The 15,973-nt window shown below is 60.4% G+C and carries 15 protein-coding genes; 9 read left to right on the forward strand and 6 right to left on the reverse strand.

The genetic code is table 11. The features are described 5' to 3' along the window. Nucleotides 1–14: 14 nt before the first annotated feature. From J2046_RS10910 to J2046_RS10920, 3 genes are all read left to right on the forward strand, one after another. Entirely contained in the window at nt 15–1,265 is a 1,251-nt protein-coding gene (locus tag J2046_RS10910; RefSeq protein WP_210051708.1) for an NAD(P)/FAD-dependent oxidoreductase, read from the forward strand. Nucleotides 1,266–1,370: 105 nt separating this feature from the next. Then, nucleotides 1,371–2,513, forward strand: coding sequence for a M24 family metallopeptidase (locus J2046_RS10915; RefSeq protein ID WP_210051709.1), 1,143 nt, complete (start codon nt 1,371–1,373; stop codon nt 2,511–2,513). Nucleotides 2,514–2,570: 57 nt separating this feature from the next. Next, on the forward strand, nt 2,571–3,482 hold the full coding sequence (locus tag J2046_RS10920; protein ID WP_037145790.1) for a dihydrodipicolinate synthase family protein: 912 nt from the start codon (nt 2,571–2,573) through the stop codon (nt 3,480–3,482). A gap of 64 nt (nt 3,483–3,546) precedes the next feature. Here J2046_RS10920 and J2046_RS10925 read toward each other — a convergent pair whose 3' ends face one another. Then, nucleotides 3,547–4,890 carry an MFS transporter gene (locus tag J2046_RS10925; protein WP_210051710.1) on the reverse strand — a complete coding sequence of 448 codons (1,344 nt, stop codon included), beginning with the start codon at nt 4,888–4,890 and terminating at the stop codon, nt 3,547–3,549. Between the two features lie 314 nt (nt 4,891–5,204). Here J2046_RS10925 and cyoA point away from each other — a divergent pair, with 314 nt between their 5' ends. Genes cyoA through J2046_RS10950 form a run of 5 tightly spaced genes read left to right on the forward strand, consistent with a single transcriptional unit; the run spans nt 5,205 to nt 10,259 of the window. Continuing rightward, nucleotides 5,205–6,428, forward strand: a complete 1,224-nt coding sequence (cyoA, locus tag J2046_RS10930; RefSeq protein WP_210051711.1) for a ubiquinol oxidase subunit II — start codon at nt 5,205–5,207, stop codon at nt 6,426–6,428. Between the two features lie 21 nt (nt 6,429–6,449). Further along, nucleotides 6,450–8,453: a cytochrome o ubiquinol oxidase subunit I gene (gene cyoB, locus J2046_RS10935; protein ID WP_210051712.1), complete on the forward strand. Its 2,004-nt coding sequence runs from the start codon at nt 6,450–6,452 to the stop codon at nt 8,451–8,453. A 13-nt stretch (nt 8,454–8,466) separates the two neighbouring features. Next, nucleotides 8,467–9,078 (forward strand): cytochrome o ubiquinol oxidase subunit III, encoded by a 612-nt coding sequence (cyoC, locus tag J2046_RS10940; RefSeq protein WP_233469689.1) that lies wholly within the window; start codon nt 8,467–8,469, stop codon nt 9,076–9,078. After that, nucleotides 9,075–9,482 carry a cytochrome o ubiquinol oxidase subunit IV gene (gene cyoD / locus J2046_RS10945; RefSeq protein WP_210051714.1) on the forward strand — a complete coding sequence of 136 codons (408 nt, stop codon included), beginning with the start codon at nt 9,075–9,077 and terminating at the stop codon, nt 9,480–9,482. The genes cyoC and cyoD overlap by 4 nt, the downstream gene beginning before the upstream one ends. 51 nt (nt 9,483–9,533) lie before the next feature. Next, the gene (locus J2046_RS10950; protein ID WP_233469690.1) at nt 9,534–10,259 is read left to right on the forward strand and encodes an SURF1 family protein; all 726 of its coding nucleotides are present in this window, start codon (nt 9,534–9,536) and stop codon (nt 10,257–10,259) included. 555 nt (nt 10,260–10,814) lie between these two features. Here the strand turns inward: J2046_RS10950 and J2046_RS10955 are convergent. Next, entirely contained in the window at nt 10,815–11,729 is a 915-nt protein-coding gene (locus J2046_RS10955; protein WP_210052149.1) for an AraC family transcriptional regulator, read from the reverse strand. A 91-nt stretch (nt 11,730–11,820) separates the two neighbouring features. Here J2046_RS10955 and J2046_RS10960 point away from each other — a divergent pair, with 91 nt between their 5' ends. Next, nucleotides 11,821–12,681: an SDR family oxidoreductase gene (locus tag J2046_RS10960; protein WP_210051716.1), complete on the forward strand. Its 861-nt coding sequence runs from the start codon at nt 11,821–11,823 to the stop codon at nt 12,679–12,681. Here the strand turns inward: J2046_RS10960 and J2046_RS10965 are convergent. The 4 genes from J2046_RS10965 to panB all read right to left on the reverse strand — a co-directional run bounded on the left by J2046_RS10965 (nt 12,641) and on the right by panB (nt 15,968). Next, on the reverse strand, nt 12,641–13,225 hold the full coding sequence (locus J2046_RS10965; RefSeq protein WP_210051717.1) for a rhodanese-like domain-containing protein: 585 nt from the start codon (nt 13,223–13,225) through the stop codon (nt 12,641–12,643). The two genes, J2046_RS10960 and J2046_RS10965, sit on opposite strands and share 41 nt — an antisense overlap. Before the next feature lie 9 nt (nt 13,226–13,234). After that, nucleotides 13,235–14,050: a quinoprotein dehydrogenase-associated SoxYZ-like carrier gene (locus tag J2046_RS10970; RefSeq protein WP_210051718.1), complete on the reverse strand. Its 816-nt coding sequence runs from the start codon at nt 14,048–14,050 to the stop codon at nt 13,235–13,237. A 30-nt stretch (nt 14,051–14,080) separates the two neighbouring features. Further along, on the reverse strand, nt 14,081–15,061 hold the full coding sequence (locus J2046_RS10975; RefSeq protein WP_210051719.1) for a quinoprotein relay system zinc metallohydrolase 2: 981 nt from the start codon (nt 15,059–15,061) through the stop codon (nt 14,081–14,083). An 85-nt stretch (nt 15,062–15,146) separates the two neighbouring features. Next, nucleotides 15,147–15,968, reverse strand: a complete 822-nt coding sequence (gene panB / locus J2046_RS10980) for a 3-methyl-2-oxobutanoate hydroxymethyltransferase (RefSeq protein ID WP_210051720.1) — start codon at nt 15,966–15,968, stop codon at nt 15,147–15,149. Between the last annotated feature and the right edge of the window lie 5 nt (nt 15,969–15,973).

Here is a 15,973-nt window from a genome sequence, read left to right on the forward strand (position 1 = left end):
ACAGGATAGATACCATGAACAACCCTTCGGTCGACGTCGTCGTGATCGGCTCGGGCATCATTGGCGCGATGGCGGCGCATTACCTGCAGCAGGATGGCCGTTCGGTGATGATGATCGAACGCGGAGAGGTATCGAGAGGCGCAAGCAGTGGCAATGCCGGCATTCTTGCCTTTCCGGAAATCATCCCGATCGCCGCACCCGGCACGATATGGAAGGCGCCGAAATGGTTGCTCGATCCGCTCGGTCCACTCAGCCTTCCGCCTTCCTATGCGCTCGCCATGATGCCGTGGCTGTGGCGCTTCTGGCGTGCCGGCGCTCGCGCTGCTTTCAATCGAACGGTTGCAGTGAACGCGAAAATGATGCCGCTGGCACGCAGCGAGATGCTTCGGGTCATCGGGCGCACCGGCCTCGAGAAGATGGTGAGCCGGACCGGGACACTCGATCTTTACGACAGCGAAGAAAGCCTCTTTGCAGCCTCGACCGATTGGGAGGCGAAACGCAATGCCGGCTTCGAGTTCAACCGGATAGGCCGCAGCGAGATCGATACCCTGCAGCCGGGACTGGCGCCGCAGTTCCGGCATGGCATCTTCACCCCGGACGGCCTGCAGGTTTGCGATCCTTACGAGTTCACGAAAGCACTTGTCGACCACGCCATCTCTTGCGGCGCCTCGCTCAGGATCGGCGAGGTCACGCGCATCGAACCGACGGCATCGGGTGCCCGCGTAGCGCTTTCGGATGGCGCGGCCTTCGAAGCAAAGACCGTCGTGCTTGCCGGCGGTGCGTGGTCGAAGTCCGTCGCCGCAAGTCTCGGCGATTATGCGCCACTCGAAACCGAGCGCGGTTATAACACCACATTGCCGCCCGGTGCCTTTCCGCTGCAGCGCCAGCTCTATTTCAACGACCACGGGTTCGTGGTGACGCCGCTTTCCTCCGGCATCCGCGTCGGCGGCGCGGTCGAGCTCGGAGGGCTCAAACTGCCGCCGAACTACAAGAGGTCGGAAGCCATGCTGAAGAAAGCGAAAGCTTTCCTGCCCACACTACAGACCGAGGGTGGCAGCCAATGGATGGGTTTTCGCCCCTCCATGCCGGACTGCCTGCCTGTCATTAGCCCTTCGAGTGCGACGCCAGCAGTGATCTACGCCTTCGGCCACGGGCATCTCGGCCTGACCCAATCGGCGGCAACCGGACGTCTGGTCGCCGATCTTGCCGCACACCGCCAGCCCGCCCTTCCCATTGAGCCATTCCGGATCGGCCGTTTTCGTTAATCCTTAAGAGCACTCGCGGACGCCTGAAAACTACGCTCAAATGTCTTGTCGACAAACTAAATACAAACCTGTATAGAACCTCTCAGCAGCGAAAAGGAACCGGCCATGACCTGGTCTCATCCCGTCCCGAAGATCACCAATGACGAGCGACGCCTGCGCCTTCAGCGGCTGCAGACCACGCTTGAGGAAAAAGGTCTCGAAGGACTGCTGCTTGGTTCCACGGAAAGCCTGCGCTATTTCACCGGCCTCGAATGGCATCCGAGTGAGCGCCTGCTCGGCGCGCTGGTGACACCGAAAGACGTTTATTACATCGCGCCCGGCTTCGAGCAGAGCCGCGTCGAGACCCTGCCCCGGCTTCCGGGCGAAATCGTCACCTGGCAGGAGGATGAGTCGAGTGCTGCGCTGGTTGCCTCGCTGATGCCGACGGGAGGAAAGCTCGCGCTCGATGATGCCCTGCCGCTCTTCGTCTACCATCAGCTTGCCGCGATCTTCGGCCCTGACCGTCTTGTCGATGGCGGCCGGCTCATTCGCGACCTGAGGCTCCGCAAATCGAAGGCTGAGATTGCTCTGATCGAATATGCGATGGGCCTGACACTGGAGGTCCACCGCCGCGCACATGCCTTCATCAAGCAGGGCGTCAAGGCTTCCGAAGTCGTTCGCTATATTGACGAGCAGCACCGCGCGCTTGGCGCCGAAGGCGGCTCGTCCTTCTGCATCGTCTCGTTCGGGCTGGCGACCTCGTTGCCGCACGGCGCCGATGGCGACCAGGTCTATGCACCGGGTGATGTCGTGCTGGTCGATACCGGCAGCCGGCTCGACGGCTACCACTCCGACCTCACCCGCACCTATGTGCTGGAAGAGCCGACCAAGGAATTCGCGGATGCCTGGGCGGTAGAACGCGAGGCGGAACAGGCCGTATTCGATGCCGCCCGCCTCGGGGCAACCTGCGGCAGCCTCGACGACGCAGCCCGCCGGGTGCTCGCACGACACGGACTAGGTCCGGATTATATGCTGCCGGGCCTCCCACATCGCGCAGGACACGGATTGGGCCTCGAAATCCACGAGGAACCTTATCTCGTCAGGGGCAATGCAACTGTTCTGGAACCCGGCATGTGCTTCTCGAACGAGCCGATGATCGTTTTCCCCGGCCGGTTCGGCATCCGTCTCGAAGACCATATCCATATGACCGAAACCGGGCCTGAATGGTTCACCCAACCCGCAAAAAGCCCGACGGAACCCTTCGCGTGACAAACCCCGACAGGGACACGCGCATGGTATGATCCATCAACCACAGGAGTTCTTCCAATGACCACAGGCTGGACCGGCGTCTTTCCCGCAGTGACGACACAATTCAATGAGGATTTCTCCGTTGACCTCAAGGCTACGCAGGGCGTGCAGGACGCGCTCGTCAATGATGGCGTCAACGGCCTCATCGTCATGGGGACCTGCGGCGAGAACAATTCGCTCGACCCGGAAGAGAAGCGCACGATCCTGAAAGCTGCCGTCGAAGTGGTGAACGGGCGCGTGCCGGTCGTCACCGGCGTTTCCGAGTTCGACACCCGCCGCGCGGTAGCTTATGCGAAAGATGCCGAAAAGCTCGGCGCCGACGGCCTGATGGTGCTGCCGGCGATGGTCTACGTGCCGAAGCCCGAAGAGCTCGTCGCCCATTTCAAGGCGGTTGCCGAAGCGACCTCGCTGCCGATCATGCTCTACAATAACCCGCCGGCCTACCGCGTCAATATCGGCGTCGACGTGCTGCGCCAGCTCGAAGACGTGCCGAACATCAAGGCGGTCAAGGAAAGCGCACCGGATCCGCGCCGCTTCACCGATCTGATAAACGTCTTCGGCGACCGGTTCGATATTTTCGCCGGCCTTGACGACGTGGCGCTCGAAGGGCTGCTGCTCGGCGCCAAGGGCTGGGTCTCCGGCCTCACCAGCGCCTTCCCGCGGGAATCCGTCGCGTTGGTTGCCGCTGCTGAGCGGGGCGATTGGGAAGAGGCCCGTAGCATCTATCGCTGGTTTATGCCGCTTCTGCATCTCGACGCGGAACACGACCTCGTCCAGTCGATCAAGCTCGCCGAGCAGATCATGGGCCGCGGCTCCGAGCGCGTTCGCATGCCACGCATGCCGCTTTCCGGCGCGCGCCGGGCAGAAGTCACCGCCATGGTCGAGAAGGCGGCTGCGACACGTCCGACGCTGAGCAGAAAGGCTGCGTAGGGCAGCCTCCTTTTCAAGGTTAACTTTCAATGCCGGGCCTTGTGTCCGGCATTTTCATGTCAGGTTACCGCTGCCCACCCGGCTCATTACTCTGGTCCAGCACCCGGGTGAGGCTGAGCGCGATGATCGTGCAGATCGCGCCGGAAATCAGATATCCCCCAATGAAGATGATACCGAAACTGCTGGCGAGCCCCAGCGCCACCAGCGGTGCGAAGCCTGCGCCGACTAACCAGGCAAGATCGGATGTCAAAGCAGCGCCGGTATAGCGGTAATATTGCCCGAAACGGGAGGAGACAGCCCCAGAGGCCTGGCCGAACGAGAGGCCTAGAATACCGAAACCGATGATGATGAACGCATCCTGCCCCGTCCCACCGGCATCCAGCAGGAACGGCGCGGAAAAGCTGAAGATGGCGATGATAACTGCGCCGATCATCAATTGGTTGCGACGGCCGATGCGGTCGGCGATGACGCCGGACAATACAATCCCGATAACGCCGACAGCCGCACCCGCAACCTGAACCCAAAGGAATTCCGCCGCCGACTGCCCGCCTGTGAGCGTTACCCAGCTCAACGGGAAGATCGTCACCAGATGGAACATGGCAAAGCTCGCAAGCGGCGCGAAGGCGCCGAGCACAACATCATGGGCATGCTTGCTCAGCATTTCGAAGACTGGCCGGGGCTCCAGTTCACGCGCCTCCATAGCCGCTCCGAACTCCTTGCTGGCGACGATGCGCAGACGGGCGAAGAGCGCCACGACATTGATCGCGAATGCGACGAAGAAGGGATAGCGCCAGCCCCAGGAGAGAAAATCCTCTTCGGAAAGATTGGCGACGAAATAGCCGAACAGGATGCTCGCCAGCGCAAAACCGAAAGGCGCACCGAGCTGCGGGATCATCGCATACCAGCCCCGGCGGTTGGGCGGTGCGTTGAGATTGAGCAGCGAGGCCAGCCCGTCCCAGGCTCCGCCGAGCGCAAACCCCTGCCCCAGGCGGAAAAGCGCCAAGAGCGCCACCGACCACAGGCCGATGGTGTCGTAACCGGGCAGGAAAGCGATCGAGGCCGTCGATCCGCCCAGGATAACCAGGGCGACCGTCAATTTGGTGCCACGCCCGTAATTGCGGTCGATCCACATGAAGACGAACGAGCCCACCGGCCTCGCCATGAAGGCGAGCGGGAAGATCGCGAAGGACATGAGGGTGGCCGCCACCGGATTAGGGGCGAACGGGAAGATCAGCTTGGGGAAAACGAGCACGGAGCCAAGGCCGTAGACGAAGAAATCGAAGAACTCGGACATGCGACCGATGATCACACCGATGGCGATGCTGCCGGGCGAAATCGGCTTGTCGTCATGAATGCGGCGAGCATCCCGCTCCATACCTGACGATGTGGGATTGACGACCGTGCTCATAAAGTCTTCCTCCTGGCGAGAATCCGCCTCAGCCTTGAAATGTTGATCAAATGCCGGCCGAGTTCAAGGAACCTCTTCAAAAAACGCCGATTGTAGTGGCACCAGACTCTGGCGGGCCAGGGGTTCTGTCCTAGATTTCCGCGAACAGCGATTGGCATATGCTACTCCAACGGCGACAAGCTTTGACCAAAACGATCGACAAAAAATCTTGCTGCGCCGCGACAGATTGCTGCACTGCGACGAACGACCTCATTCCAGCAGGGGCATCGCCGCGATTAGTCCCAACTAGACAAAACGCAAATTTCGAGCCCGAGATGCCCACTCTGTTGAAGTTCACCGGACGGTTGTTCGCTCTCCTGCCTGCCTTGGCGCTGACCGGATGCAATCTGGTCGTCATGTCTCCGTCGGGCGATATCGCCGCGCAGCAAGCGGATCTGATCGTCGTCTCGACGGTGCTGATGCTTCTGATCATCGTGCCCGTCGTCTGCTTGACGCTGTTTTTCGCCTGGCGCTATCGCAGTTCAAACACCACCGCGAAGTACGACCCCGATTGGCATCATTCGACACGGCTGGAGGTCATCATCTGGTCTGCACCGCTTGCCATCATCATTGCACTCGGCGCCGTGACCTGGATCAGCACCCACAAGCTCGATCCCTATCGGCCACTGGATCGCATCGACGCCGAAAGGGCCATCCCCCCTGAAGTCAGGCCGCTGAGGGTGGAAGTCGTGGCGCTCGACTGGAAGTGGCTGTTCTTCTATCCCGACTACGGCATCGCGACCGTCAACGAGATGGCCGCTCCCGTCGACGTGCCGATCAACTTCAAGATCACCGCATCGTCTGTCATGAACTCCTTCTACGTGCCCGCGCTGGCCGGCATGATCTACGCCATGCCGGGCATGGAGACGAAGCTGCACGCCGTCATCAACAAGGAGGGCGAGTATGATGGTCTTTCGGCGAACTACAGCGGCGACGGCTTCTCCCACATGCGCTTCAAGTTCCACGGGGTGGACCAGGCGGCCTTCGACCAATGGGTCGCCCGGGTGAAGCAGAACGGCACCGCGCTTAACCGCGATGTCTACCTGAAGCTTGAGAAGCCGAGCGCCAAGGAACCGGTCCGCTACTACGCCAGCGTCGAGGACGGACTCTACAGAGCCGTGCTCAACATGTGCGCCACGCCCGGTAAGATGTGCATGGAGGAGATGATGCATATCGACATGATGGGCGGCGGCGGAACCGAAAGCCACGAGAACCGAGCCCGGCTGGAGCATGACAACCGCCATGCGGACGAAACCGCCCACGGCACGCTGGCTCCTGCCGCCACCTTCCCTGCCACGGGCAACCCGGCCCGCAGTCCCGAACCGACGGAAGGCGTGAATAATCCTCAGCAACCCCAGTCGCACAACGGGTCTCAGGGGCAGCCGATGAACCACGACATGCACAACATGCAGAGTGATACGCCCGGAAGCACCCCCGGAACCTCGCAGGGCAGTGCCGCGCCGGCACAGCTCAATAACGTCGCTCCGGCAAAGCCCTGAAAAGAGATCTGGTAGAAACCCATGTTCGGCAACACCACGCTTACGCAATTCCTCTTCGGGCGGCTTACATTGGAAGCCATCCCGTATCACGAACCCATTCTCGTCGTGACGTTCATCGTCGTCGCGATCCTCGGCATCGCCATCCTGGCACTGATCACCAAATACGAGCTTTGGGGCTATCTCTGGAAAGAGTGGTTCACCAGCGTGGACCACAAGAAGATCGGCATCATGTACGTGGTGCTGGCGCTGATCATGCTGCTACGCGGCTTCGCCGACGCGATCATGATGCGCCTGCAACAGGCAATCGCCTTCGGCGGCAATGAAGGCTACCTCAACCCGCACCATTACGACCAGATCTTCACCGCGCATGGCGTGATCATGATCTTCTTCATGGCCATGCCCTTCGTGACGGGGCTCATGAACTTCGTCGTGCCGCTGCAGATCGGCGCGCGTGACGTCTCCTTCCCGTTCCTCAACAACTTCTCGTTCTGGATGACCACTGCCGGCGCGATCATCATCATGATGTCGCTTTTCGTCGGCGAATTTGCCAGAACCGGCTGGCTCGCCTACCCGCCGCTTTCCGGCGCCGACTACAGTCCGGGCGTTGGGGTCGACTATTATATCTGGGGTCTGCAGGTGGCGGGCGTCGGCACGACGCTGTCGGGCATCAACCTGATCGCCACGATCGTCAAGATGCGGGCACCCGGCATGACCTTCATGAAGATGCCCGTCTTCACCTGGACCTCGCTCTGCACCAACGTGCTGATCGTCGCGACCTTCCCGATCCTGACCGCCACGCTCGCCCTTTTGACGCTCGATCGCTATGCGGGTACGAACTTCTTCACCAACGACCTCGGCGGCAATCCGATGATGTATGTGAACCTCATCTGGATCTGGGGCCATCCGGAGGTCTACATTCTCGTGCTGCCCGCCTTCGGCATCTTCTCCGAAGTGGTGGCCACTTTCTGCGGCAAGCGCCTCTTCGGTTATGCTTCGATGGTCTACGCAACCTGCGTGATCATGATCCTCTCCTACATCGTCTGGCTGCACCACTTCTTCACCATGGGTTCGGGCGCGTCTGTGAACGCCTTCTTCGGCATCACCACGATGATCATCTCGATCCCGACCGGTGCGAAGATGTTCAACTGGCTCTTCACCATGTATCGCGGCCGCATCCGCTATGAGGTTCCGATGCTGTGGACGGTCGGCTTCATGGTGACCTTCGTCATCGGCGGCATGACGGGCGTGATGCTCGCCATCCCGCCCGCGGATTTCGTGCTGCACAACTCGCTCTTCCTGATCGCTCACTTCCACAACGTCATCATCGGCGGTGTGGTGTTCGGCGTGCTGGCGGGCGTGACTTACTGGTTCCCCAAGGCCTTCGGCTACAAGCTCGATCCCTTCTGGGGCAGGATGAGCTTCTGGTTCTGGCAGATCGGCTTCTTCTTTGCCTTCATGCCGCTCTATGTGCTCGGCCTGATGGGCGTCACCCGCCGTGTGTCCCAGTTCGAGGATCCTTCGCTGCAGATCTGGTTCGTCATCGCTGCCTTTGGCGCTTTCCTGATCGCGCTCGGCATCGCCTCCTTCCTCATCCAGCTCGTCGTTTCATTTCTCAAGCGTGACCAGTTGCGCGATACGACCGGCGATCCCTGGGATGGTCGCACGCTGGAATGGTCGACCTCCTCGCCGCCGCCGGATTACAATTTCGCCTTCACCCCCGTCGTGCATGATCACGACAGCTGGTACGACATGAAAAGCCGCGGCTACGAGCGTCCGCTTGCCGGCTTCAAGCCGATCCATATGCCGAGGAACACCGGCACCGGCGTCATCCTGGCCGCGATCAGCGTCGCCCTCGCCTTCGGCATGATCTGGTACATGTGGTGGCTGGCGATTGCCTCCTTCGTCGCCCTGCTCGCCGTCGCGATCGGCCATACCTTCAACTACAACCGGGATTTCTACATCCCGTGGGAAACAGTGGCCGCGACGGAGAACGCGCGTTCGAAACTGCTCGCGGAACGGACCTGACATGGCAAGTCAAATGCAACTTGAAGAAGCCGAAAAGCCGAAGTTCTACCTCACGGAAGAGCATCACCCGGAAGGCAGCACCATGCTGGGCTTCTGGCTCTATCTGATGAGCGACTGCCTGATCTTCGCAGTGCTCTTCGCTACCCACGGTGTGCTCGGCCGCTCTTACGCGGCAGGCCCCTCCCCCGCCGACCTCTTCGATCTGCCGATCGTCGCGATCAACACGTCGATGCTGCTCCTCTCGTCGATCACTTACGGCTTCGCGATGCTGCAGATGGAGCGGAACGCCAAGGCCGAAACGCTCTTCTGGCTTGCGGTGACCGGTGTCTTCGGAGCGATTTTCCTTGCTCTCGAGCTCTACGAGTTCAATCACCTGATCCACGAGGGCGCCGGTCCGACGCGCAGTGCTTTTCTCTCCTCCTTCTTCACGCTGGTTGGCACCCACGGCCTGCACGTGACCTTCGGCATCATCTGGCTGATCACGCTGATGGTGCAAGTCGCCAAACACGGCCTGATCCCGGAAAACAAGCGCCGGCTGATGTGCCTGTCGATGTTCTGGCACTTCCTCGACGTCGTCTGGATCGGCGTCTTCTCCTTCGTTTACCTGATGGGAGTCCTCGGATGAGCTCGCACCCCCACGCACCCGCCCATGAAGATGCCCACAATGTACATCACGGGCACAGCAACGGCCACGAGGCCGGCCACGGCACCCTCAGGAGCTACCTCATTGGCTTCTCGCTTTCCGTCATCCTGACGGCCATTCCCTTCTGGCTCGTCATGGGCGGCGTCTTCGACAGCAAGCTGTTCACGGCCTTCCTCGTCATGGGACTCGGTGTCATCCAGATTGTCGTCCATATGATCTACTTCCTGCACATGAACCCACGTTCGGAAGGTGGCTGGACGATGATGGCGTTGATCTTCACCTTGGTGCTGGTCGGCATCACGCTCGCCGGCTCCCTTTGGGTCATGCATCACCTCAACGTCAATATGATGCCAATGTCACCGGAAATGATGAAGAACATGCCCTGACTGGCAAAACCGATGAGCGCGGCCCCGGATCGCCCAAAGATTGGAAACATGATGCCGGACAAACCGGCTCCTTCGGCTCGGCCCCGCCGTTTTTTTGCGGCGGCCATGCTGTTGCTGGCCGCAGCATTCCTCTGGCTCGGCACCTGGCAGGTGCAGCGGCTTTTCTGGAAACTCGATCTGATTGCCCGCGTAGACGCTCGCATTCACGCCGCGCCGGTCACGGCACCGTCACCATCCGCGTGGCCGGGAGTTAATGCTGAAAAGGACGAATACCGGCGCGTGACCGCTTCAGGCACGTTCGATCATAGCAAGGAAACCCTCGTCCAGGCAGTCACCGAACTCGGCGCCGGCTTCTGGGTGATAATGCCGCTCAGGCAGGCGGAGGGGACAACAATCCTGATCAACCGCGGCTTCGTCCCGGCCGACAGACGCGAGCCTGCATCGCGTGCCGAGGACGAGATCAAAGGCTCCGTCAACATCACCGGCCTTCTCCGCATGACGGAACCCGGCGGTGCGTTCTTGCGGAACAACGACCCGGCAAGCGACCGCTGGTACTCGCGTGACGTCGCGGCGATCGCCGCGGCAAAAGACCTGACGAACGTTGCACCCTATTTCATCGATGCGGATGCGACACCCAATCCCGGTGGCCTGCCCGTCGGCGGACTGACGGTCGTCAAGTTCCGCAACACCCACCTCGTTTACGCGATTACCTGGTATCTGATGGCCGCCATGAGCGCCGGCGCGACTTTCGCGATTTTCCGCAGGCGGATTGCCTAAAACGCGCCGCATCCCGCGGATTCGCTCAAGGTGATCTAACCCCTTGATCTTTCGTAATCCCGAAACCGGCTCCCGCTTTCGGCCGATATGCTGACACCTGAATTCTCTGCCCTTCAATCCCAATATTCACGGTATTCGAATCACTGCTGGCGTCGCGCACAGGAGTGAGGATGACGGAAAGCGCGTATCCAAGCCGCCGCGGCCCTGATTTTGAGAGGTTCTGCTTCGCTTCGGCACGGGATTTGTGGATATTTACAGAATGTTAGCCACGTCTACTAACGGAACTGGAACCATCCAGGGCGGGAAAAGATAGTGCTGTTGCTGCGGGAAAGCCCCCAATACCCCTCCCTGCGGCCGGGAAGTCCGGCACGGATCACATGAGGCGCGTCGGACCTCCTGCCCCATTTCGATGGGATTGGTCATTCACTGCAGTTGCTGTGAGATTGTGCCCAGGCTCGGCGATCTTCAGCACGTTGCCGGATGAGGCCTGCCCGCGATCAACATCAATCCTAACGAACCTATTCGAAGCGATAGCTTCAACCCTCCGCCGCAACGTTAGTGACCCTTCGCAGTGCGCCGCGAGCGGGCGAACATGCCGGGCGAGCACCCCAGACGCCGACGAAACGCTGTGCTGAACGCGCTGGCGGACTCGTAGCCGATCTCTTCCGCAAGGCGCTCGAGAGGCTTGCCGCCGCGGCTTAGGGCATCCTGAGCCAGCGTCATGCGCCAACGGGAAAGGTATTCCATAGGGGCACAGCCAAGGGTTTCGGAAAAACGAGCCGAGAATGCCGATCGCGACATGCCCGCGAGTTTCGCAAGCTCCGCCACCGTCCATCCGGCGCGCACATTGGCATGCATTGCACGCAGGACCGATGCAAGGGCCGGATCCTGCATCCCCGCCAGCAGGCCGGCAGGCAGTGCTCCCCGAATGAGGCTGGGCCAGCGCAGGCATTCGACCAGCATGACCTCCAGGAGCCGTTGAAGCATCATTTCGCGCCCCGGCCTGTCGTTGGCGCACTCGTCCATGATGAGATCAATGATGCGCGTCAGGCGTGAGGTATCTCCGTCTTCCGCCCTTATGTGAATCATACCGGGCAACAGGGCCAGCAGCAGCGAGACATTGACAGGCTCGAGTTGGAATGAGCCGCCGAGCATCTCGAAGTCGGGCTCTCCCTCCGGATCTCCATGCCGGATGCTGCTGAACGATGGAATGCCCGGCACGCATGCCGCACCCGGCTCGCTGAGAAGCGAAAATGCCGGCGAGGCGGGCAAGAGCACGAAGTCACCCCGCTCCTGCGGCACCGGGTCTGCGCCTTCGATGGACAGCCAGCATCGCCCCTTGAGGACGATGGCGAACCCCGGCGCCCCATAGGCCGAATAGCTCACGCCCCACTTTCCGCGGCCGGTTATCGGCTTCGAGAACACTGCATGAGGGCGCAGCAAGGCGATGATGTCGCTGAAAGGATCCATTCTGGACGATTCATAATTAAATAAACACAGATGATTATAGATCGTCCTATGCAAATGTCTATTCTCCGCCCTGGCAGAAGCGGAGAAACCCATGACCAAAACAATCCTCATCACCGGAACATCATCTGGCTACGGCAAAGCCATCGCCGAGCTTTTCCTCGATCGCGGTTGGAACGTCCTCGCGACCATGCGGCGCCCGGATCCGAGCGTCTTTAAGGTGCAGTCAAATCAGCTGAAAGTGCTTCCGCTCGACGTGACCGACCCAGACAGCATCGCCGGTGCGATCGCCGATGGCGTGGCTGCCTTCGGCGGCATCGACGTCTGGGTGAACAACGCCGGGATCGGTTTGGCCTCCGCGGTAGAGGCGACGCCCGAGGCAACGATCCGAGAGCTGTTCGAGACCAACACGTTCGGCGTGATGGCCTGTTGCCGCGCGATCATTCCGCAGATGCGCAAACAGGGCCGCGGTACCATCGTCAACGTCACCTCCAGCGTCACCATCGGCGTCATGCCGCTGTCGGCGGTCTATGCCGCCAGCAAATGCGCCATTGAAGGCTTTACTGAGTCGCTCTCCTACGAGCTCAGCCTGTTCGACATCAGGGCCCGGCTCGTCGAGCCTGGTTTGGCGCCGACCACGAGCTTTGGCGTGAATACCGGAACGAGGATGCAAGGGGTGTTTCCTAAGGACTATGAAGGGTTCGTCCAGGCCTTCTTCGAGAAAATGGCGAACTATCCGACACCGTACTGCACGGAGGCTGAAGTCGCCGAGGCCACCTGGTCGGCTGCAACGGAGGACGGGGAACGTATTCGTTATCCCGCCGGCGCCGATACCAAGCTTCTCACAAAGCTGCGGTGGTCGACCTGCGAAGACCACTACCTGGCGAAGATCAGAGAGCTGTTCATCCCGACGACTATTTTGCCGGTCCCGACTCCCAAGCCCTATCTGGCTTGACTTCAACCGTTTCGTGGGCCTCCTGCCAACTGTTGATGCCGCCTGGGAACCAATGAACGCCGGTATAGCCCTTCATCACCAGCCGCTTGCCGGCGTTCCAGCTCCCCCAGCAGCCGGGAAGGCAAAAGGTGACGATGGGCTTTGAACTGTCGCCTTGAGTCAGCTCTTCCACGCGACGAAAGAAAGTTTCTTCCTGCGCCGCCTCAAAAGATGCGGCTCCGGCGCCCGGAAACCACGCGGCGCCCGGGATGGAGCGATGGGTCGGCAGCCAAAGCCGGTCCCGGGGAAAATCCTCCGGCTTCTTTTCGGCGGGGCCGACATCGAGAAGCACCGGGTTCTTCGGCATGAGCGACTCAAGGCCTGCCAGATCGATGACGACGGCACCCGTGAGCGTCTTTGGTGTCTCCCCTCGCATCGGTCCGGTCCACAAGCCTTCCGGCTCCGGCACTTCGGCCCGGGACAGTTGCGTGCCCGCCGCGGTCATCAACAACGCAATCGCAAGTGAAGCGGCAACCCTCACAAAGGCTCCAATCAGATCGGACATGCCCACACCTCAATTCGTGACCGGAGGCACTTTGAAACTCTGCTCCCAGCGCTCTCCTTTGGTGTCGGACGCGACCACCTTCATCGGCTCGTTGCCACGCGGCACGAAATTGAAGCCGATTGCGGGATTTGAGGACAGGGAGATATCGCCAGACACTTCCAGGACAGTCTGGTCGCCATAGGAGACGGTCACCTTGTCGATGTAACGCGACGGCGTGTAAAGCCGGGTGAGTTGGTTCATCTGCATTCCCGTGAAATTCGGATGGCGGATCATTAGCGTTGCCTCGGCAGGTTGTCCGTCCTGCACGCTCTCCGCGAACTTCATTCTCATTTCACCCATGCCCTTCATCGCTTCCGCGTCACTGGGTCCGGAGGGCGCCGAACAGCCGCCGGAGGCTTTCACGAAGGCGACAGCTGAAAACAGCTTTCCCTCTTTCGTCTCGGCAACGGCGTGAACGTTGGTGTAGGTGTCGACCCGGACACGCAGCTGCAGCGAACCAGGATCCGCAGCCGGCCCGAAGGTGACGTGAGCGGCAAGCGGCGCAGGGTTGTCATCGATCACAAGATAGACCGATTTGATCTTGTCCTTTTCGGGCATCGTCAGAGTGATCGGAACGAGCGCAGCATCCTGCGCACGCTTTGGCGCATCGATCTTGATCAAGGAATCGTTCGGAAGAACTTCCCGATCATCGAAGAGATAGTCGGCAATCAGCTGCCAGCGCTCCTCTCGCTTGGCATCAGCCTGAGAGGAATCTGCGGCAGGAGCCGGCCCGGCGCAGATCGCCGTCATCAAAGCGGCCGCAAAGGCCGGTCGCAATATATGCATCATATTCTCCTCCCTGCTTCGATCCGAAGCCTACTCCCATTCAAGCTCCTTGTAAGCTTGAATGACGTTGCGATCATTATAGTCGTCGAACAACACCCAGCCTTCGCCCTCTTCCGCAGCCACCGTTCGGCTGGCCTCGTCTATCGCAATTCCCTGCGCTATCGCCTTGCGTGTTTCATCGCGGAGAGCCGTGAGATAGCGCACCTGTTTTGCCATGGCCGACCCGAAGTCCACCATCGCCGGCCCATGCCCCGGCACTGCGCGGGCCGCACCAACGCCCTTAAGCCGCTCGGCTTCGGCCAGCCATCCGGGCAGGCTTCCATCCAGCGATGGAACGCGATCGACAAAAAGCAGATCCGCGGGAAACAGCGTCCCCGTCGAGGTGTCGAACATCGACAGGTCGCAATCGGTGTGCGCAGTACCATGCGCGGTAAACCGGATAATACGGTCGCCGAGATCGACCTCGGCGACATCTTCTATCTCCCGGGTGGGATATACGATGCCGCCTACGCTCTCCGGTCCGATGATCTCGACAAGACGCTGGCGATAATAGCTTCCCCGCGCGTCGAGCGCGGACCTCAAAGCGTGATGACCGATAAAATCCGGCCGCTCTTCAGCAAAGGCCGAAGCACCAAGGCAATGATCGGGATGGACGTGGGTCATTACGACATGCCGGATCGGTTTGCTGGTCCGGTTCCTGATTTCTGAAAGGAGCCATTGCCCGTCTGCCAGACTGCCTCCTGGATCGATCACGAGCACGCTATCGCGTCCAATGATGAAACCTATATTGGCAATGCCTCCGTTATTGGCTCGTGTCGCTTCCTCATGCGGTGCCTCACGAATGAAGAGGCCGTTCCCTACATCTTTCAGCGAAAGAGATGCGGCCGCAAAGCCACGCATCGGCACGCAGCACAGACAGAGACCCATTGCCAACGCTGCACGTCGCGTGAAGCGAGCGCTTCCGGCGGACTGTCCGGCATCATCGACCCAGTTGAGCCTATCTATCGACATTCTCTAAAATAGCACGTTTCGCCTTGACCTGATAGCCACAACAGAGCGTTCAATGGGTGTTTGTCATACCGGACAAAACCCGAACTCACGATCGGCGCTTGAACGTATGTTCAGGCGCCGGGAACTGGCGTGCACGAACTTCACGCGCATAATCCTCGGCTGCCTTGTCAACCCGCTGACCCAGTTCGTCATACCGTTTCACGAAGCGGGGCGTGAAGTCGTTGAAGAGGCCCAGCATGTCATCGGAGACCAGAATCTGGCCGTCGCATGCCGAGGATGCACCGATGCCAATGGTGGGAACATCAACCAGCGCCGTCAGCTCCCGGGCAAGAGTTTCAACGATTCCTTCAATGACAACTGCAAATGCTCCAGAGCTGCCGATGGCGCTTGCGTCACGCCGAAGCTTTGCAGACTCCTCATCCGAATGGCCGACCGAACGATAACCACCGGCCGTGTGAACCTGCTGGGGCATCAGGCCGATATGACCGAGCACGGGAACGCCCCGCGTCGACAAAAAGGCAATAGTCTCAGCCATCTCCTCTCCGCCTTCGAGCTTCACCGCATCGCATCCTGTTTCCTGGAGAAGGCGGACGGCATTCCGGAAAGCGACCTCCCTGGACTCCTGATAGGAGCCGAAAGGCATGTCGACGACGACGCACGCATTTCTGACACCTCGCATGACTGCCTTTCCGTGAGCAATCATCATATCGAGCGTCACCGAAACGGTCGTCTCCATGCCGTAGAGGACCATGCCGAGCGAATCTCCGACAAGCAACAGATCGCAATGCGCATCCAGCAGACGTGCCATCGGTGTCGTATACGCGGTCAGGCAGACGATCGGCTGCCCGCCTTTCATTGAACGGATACGCTTCGGCGTAATGCGCCCTTGTCTTGCCGGGACACTCATCGAAA

Source organism: Neorhizobium petrolearium (genome assembly GCF_017873175.1).
In the GTDB taxonomy this organism is placed as follows: Bacteria; Pseudomonadota; Alphaproteobacteria; order Rhizobiales; family Rhizobiaceae; genus Neorhizobium; species Neorhizobium petrolearium.

Bases quoted from the DNA above. Each gene is read 5' to 3' on its own strand.
- J2046_RS10910 (WP_210051708.1), top strand. From the start codon at position 15: ATGAACAACCCTTCGGTCGACGTCGTCGTGATCGGCTCGGGCATCATT.
- J2046_RS10915 (WP_210051709.1), top strand. From the start codon at position 1,371: ATGACCTGGTCTCATCCCGTCCCGAAGATCACCAATGACGAGCGACGC.
- J2046_RS10920 (WP_037145790.1), top strand. From the start codon at position 2,571: ATGACCACAGGCTGGACCGGCGTCTTTCCCGCAGTGACGACACAATTC.
- J2046_RS10925 (WP_210051710.1), bottom strand. From the start codon at position 4,890: ATGAGCACGGTCGTCAATCCCACATCGTCAGGTATGGAGCGGGATGCT.
- cyoA (WP_210051711.1), top strand. From the start codon at position 5,205: ATGCCCACTCTGTTGAAGTTCACCGGACGGTTGTTCGCTCTCCTGCCT.
- cyoB (WP_210051712.1), top strand. From the start codon at position 6,450: ATGTTCGGCAACACCACGCTTACGCAATTCCTCTTCGGGCGGCTTACA.
- cyoC (WP_233469689.1), top strand. From the start codon at position 8,467: ATGCAACTTGAAGAAGCCGAAAAGCCGAAGTTCTACCTCACGGAAGAG.
- cyoD (WP_210051714.1), top strand. From the start codon at position 9,075: ATGAGCTCGCACCCCCACGCACCCGCCCATGAAGATGCCCACAATGTA.
- J2046_RS10950 (WP_233469690.1), top strand. From the start codon at position 9,534: ATGCCGGACAAACCGGCTCCTTCGGCTCGGCCCCGCCGTTTTTTTGCG.
- J2046_RS10955 (WP_210052149.1), bottom strand. From the start codon at position 11,729: ATGGATCCTTTCAGCGACATCATCGCCTTGCTGCGCCCTCATGCAGTG.
- J2046_RS10960 (WP_210051716.1), top strand. From the start codon at position 11,821: ATGACCAAAACAATCCTCATCACCGGAACATCATCTGGCTACGGCAAA.
- J2046_RS10965 (WP_210051717.1), bottom strand. From the start codon at position 13,225: ATGTCCGATCTGATTGGAGCCTTTGTGAGGGTTGCCGCTTCACTTGCG.
- J2046_RS10970 (WP_210051718.1), bottom strand. From the start codon at position 14,050: ATGCATATATTGCGACCGGCCTTTGCGGCCGCTTTGATGACGGCGATC.
- J2046_RS10975 (WP_210051719.1), bottom strand. From the start codon at position 15,061: ATGTCGATAGATAGGCTCAACTGGGTCGATGATGCCGGACAGTCCGCC.
- panB (WP_210051720.1), bottom strand. From the start codon at position 15,968: ATGAGTGTCCCGGCAAGACAAGGGCGCATTACGCCGAAGCGTATCCGT.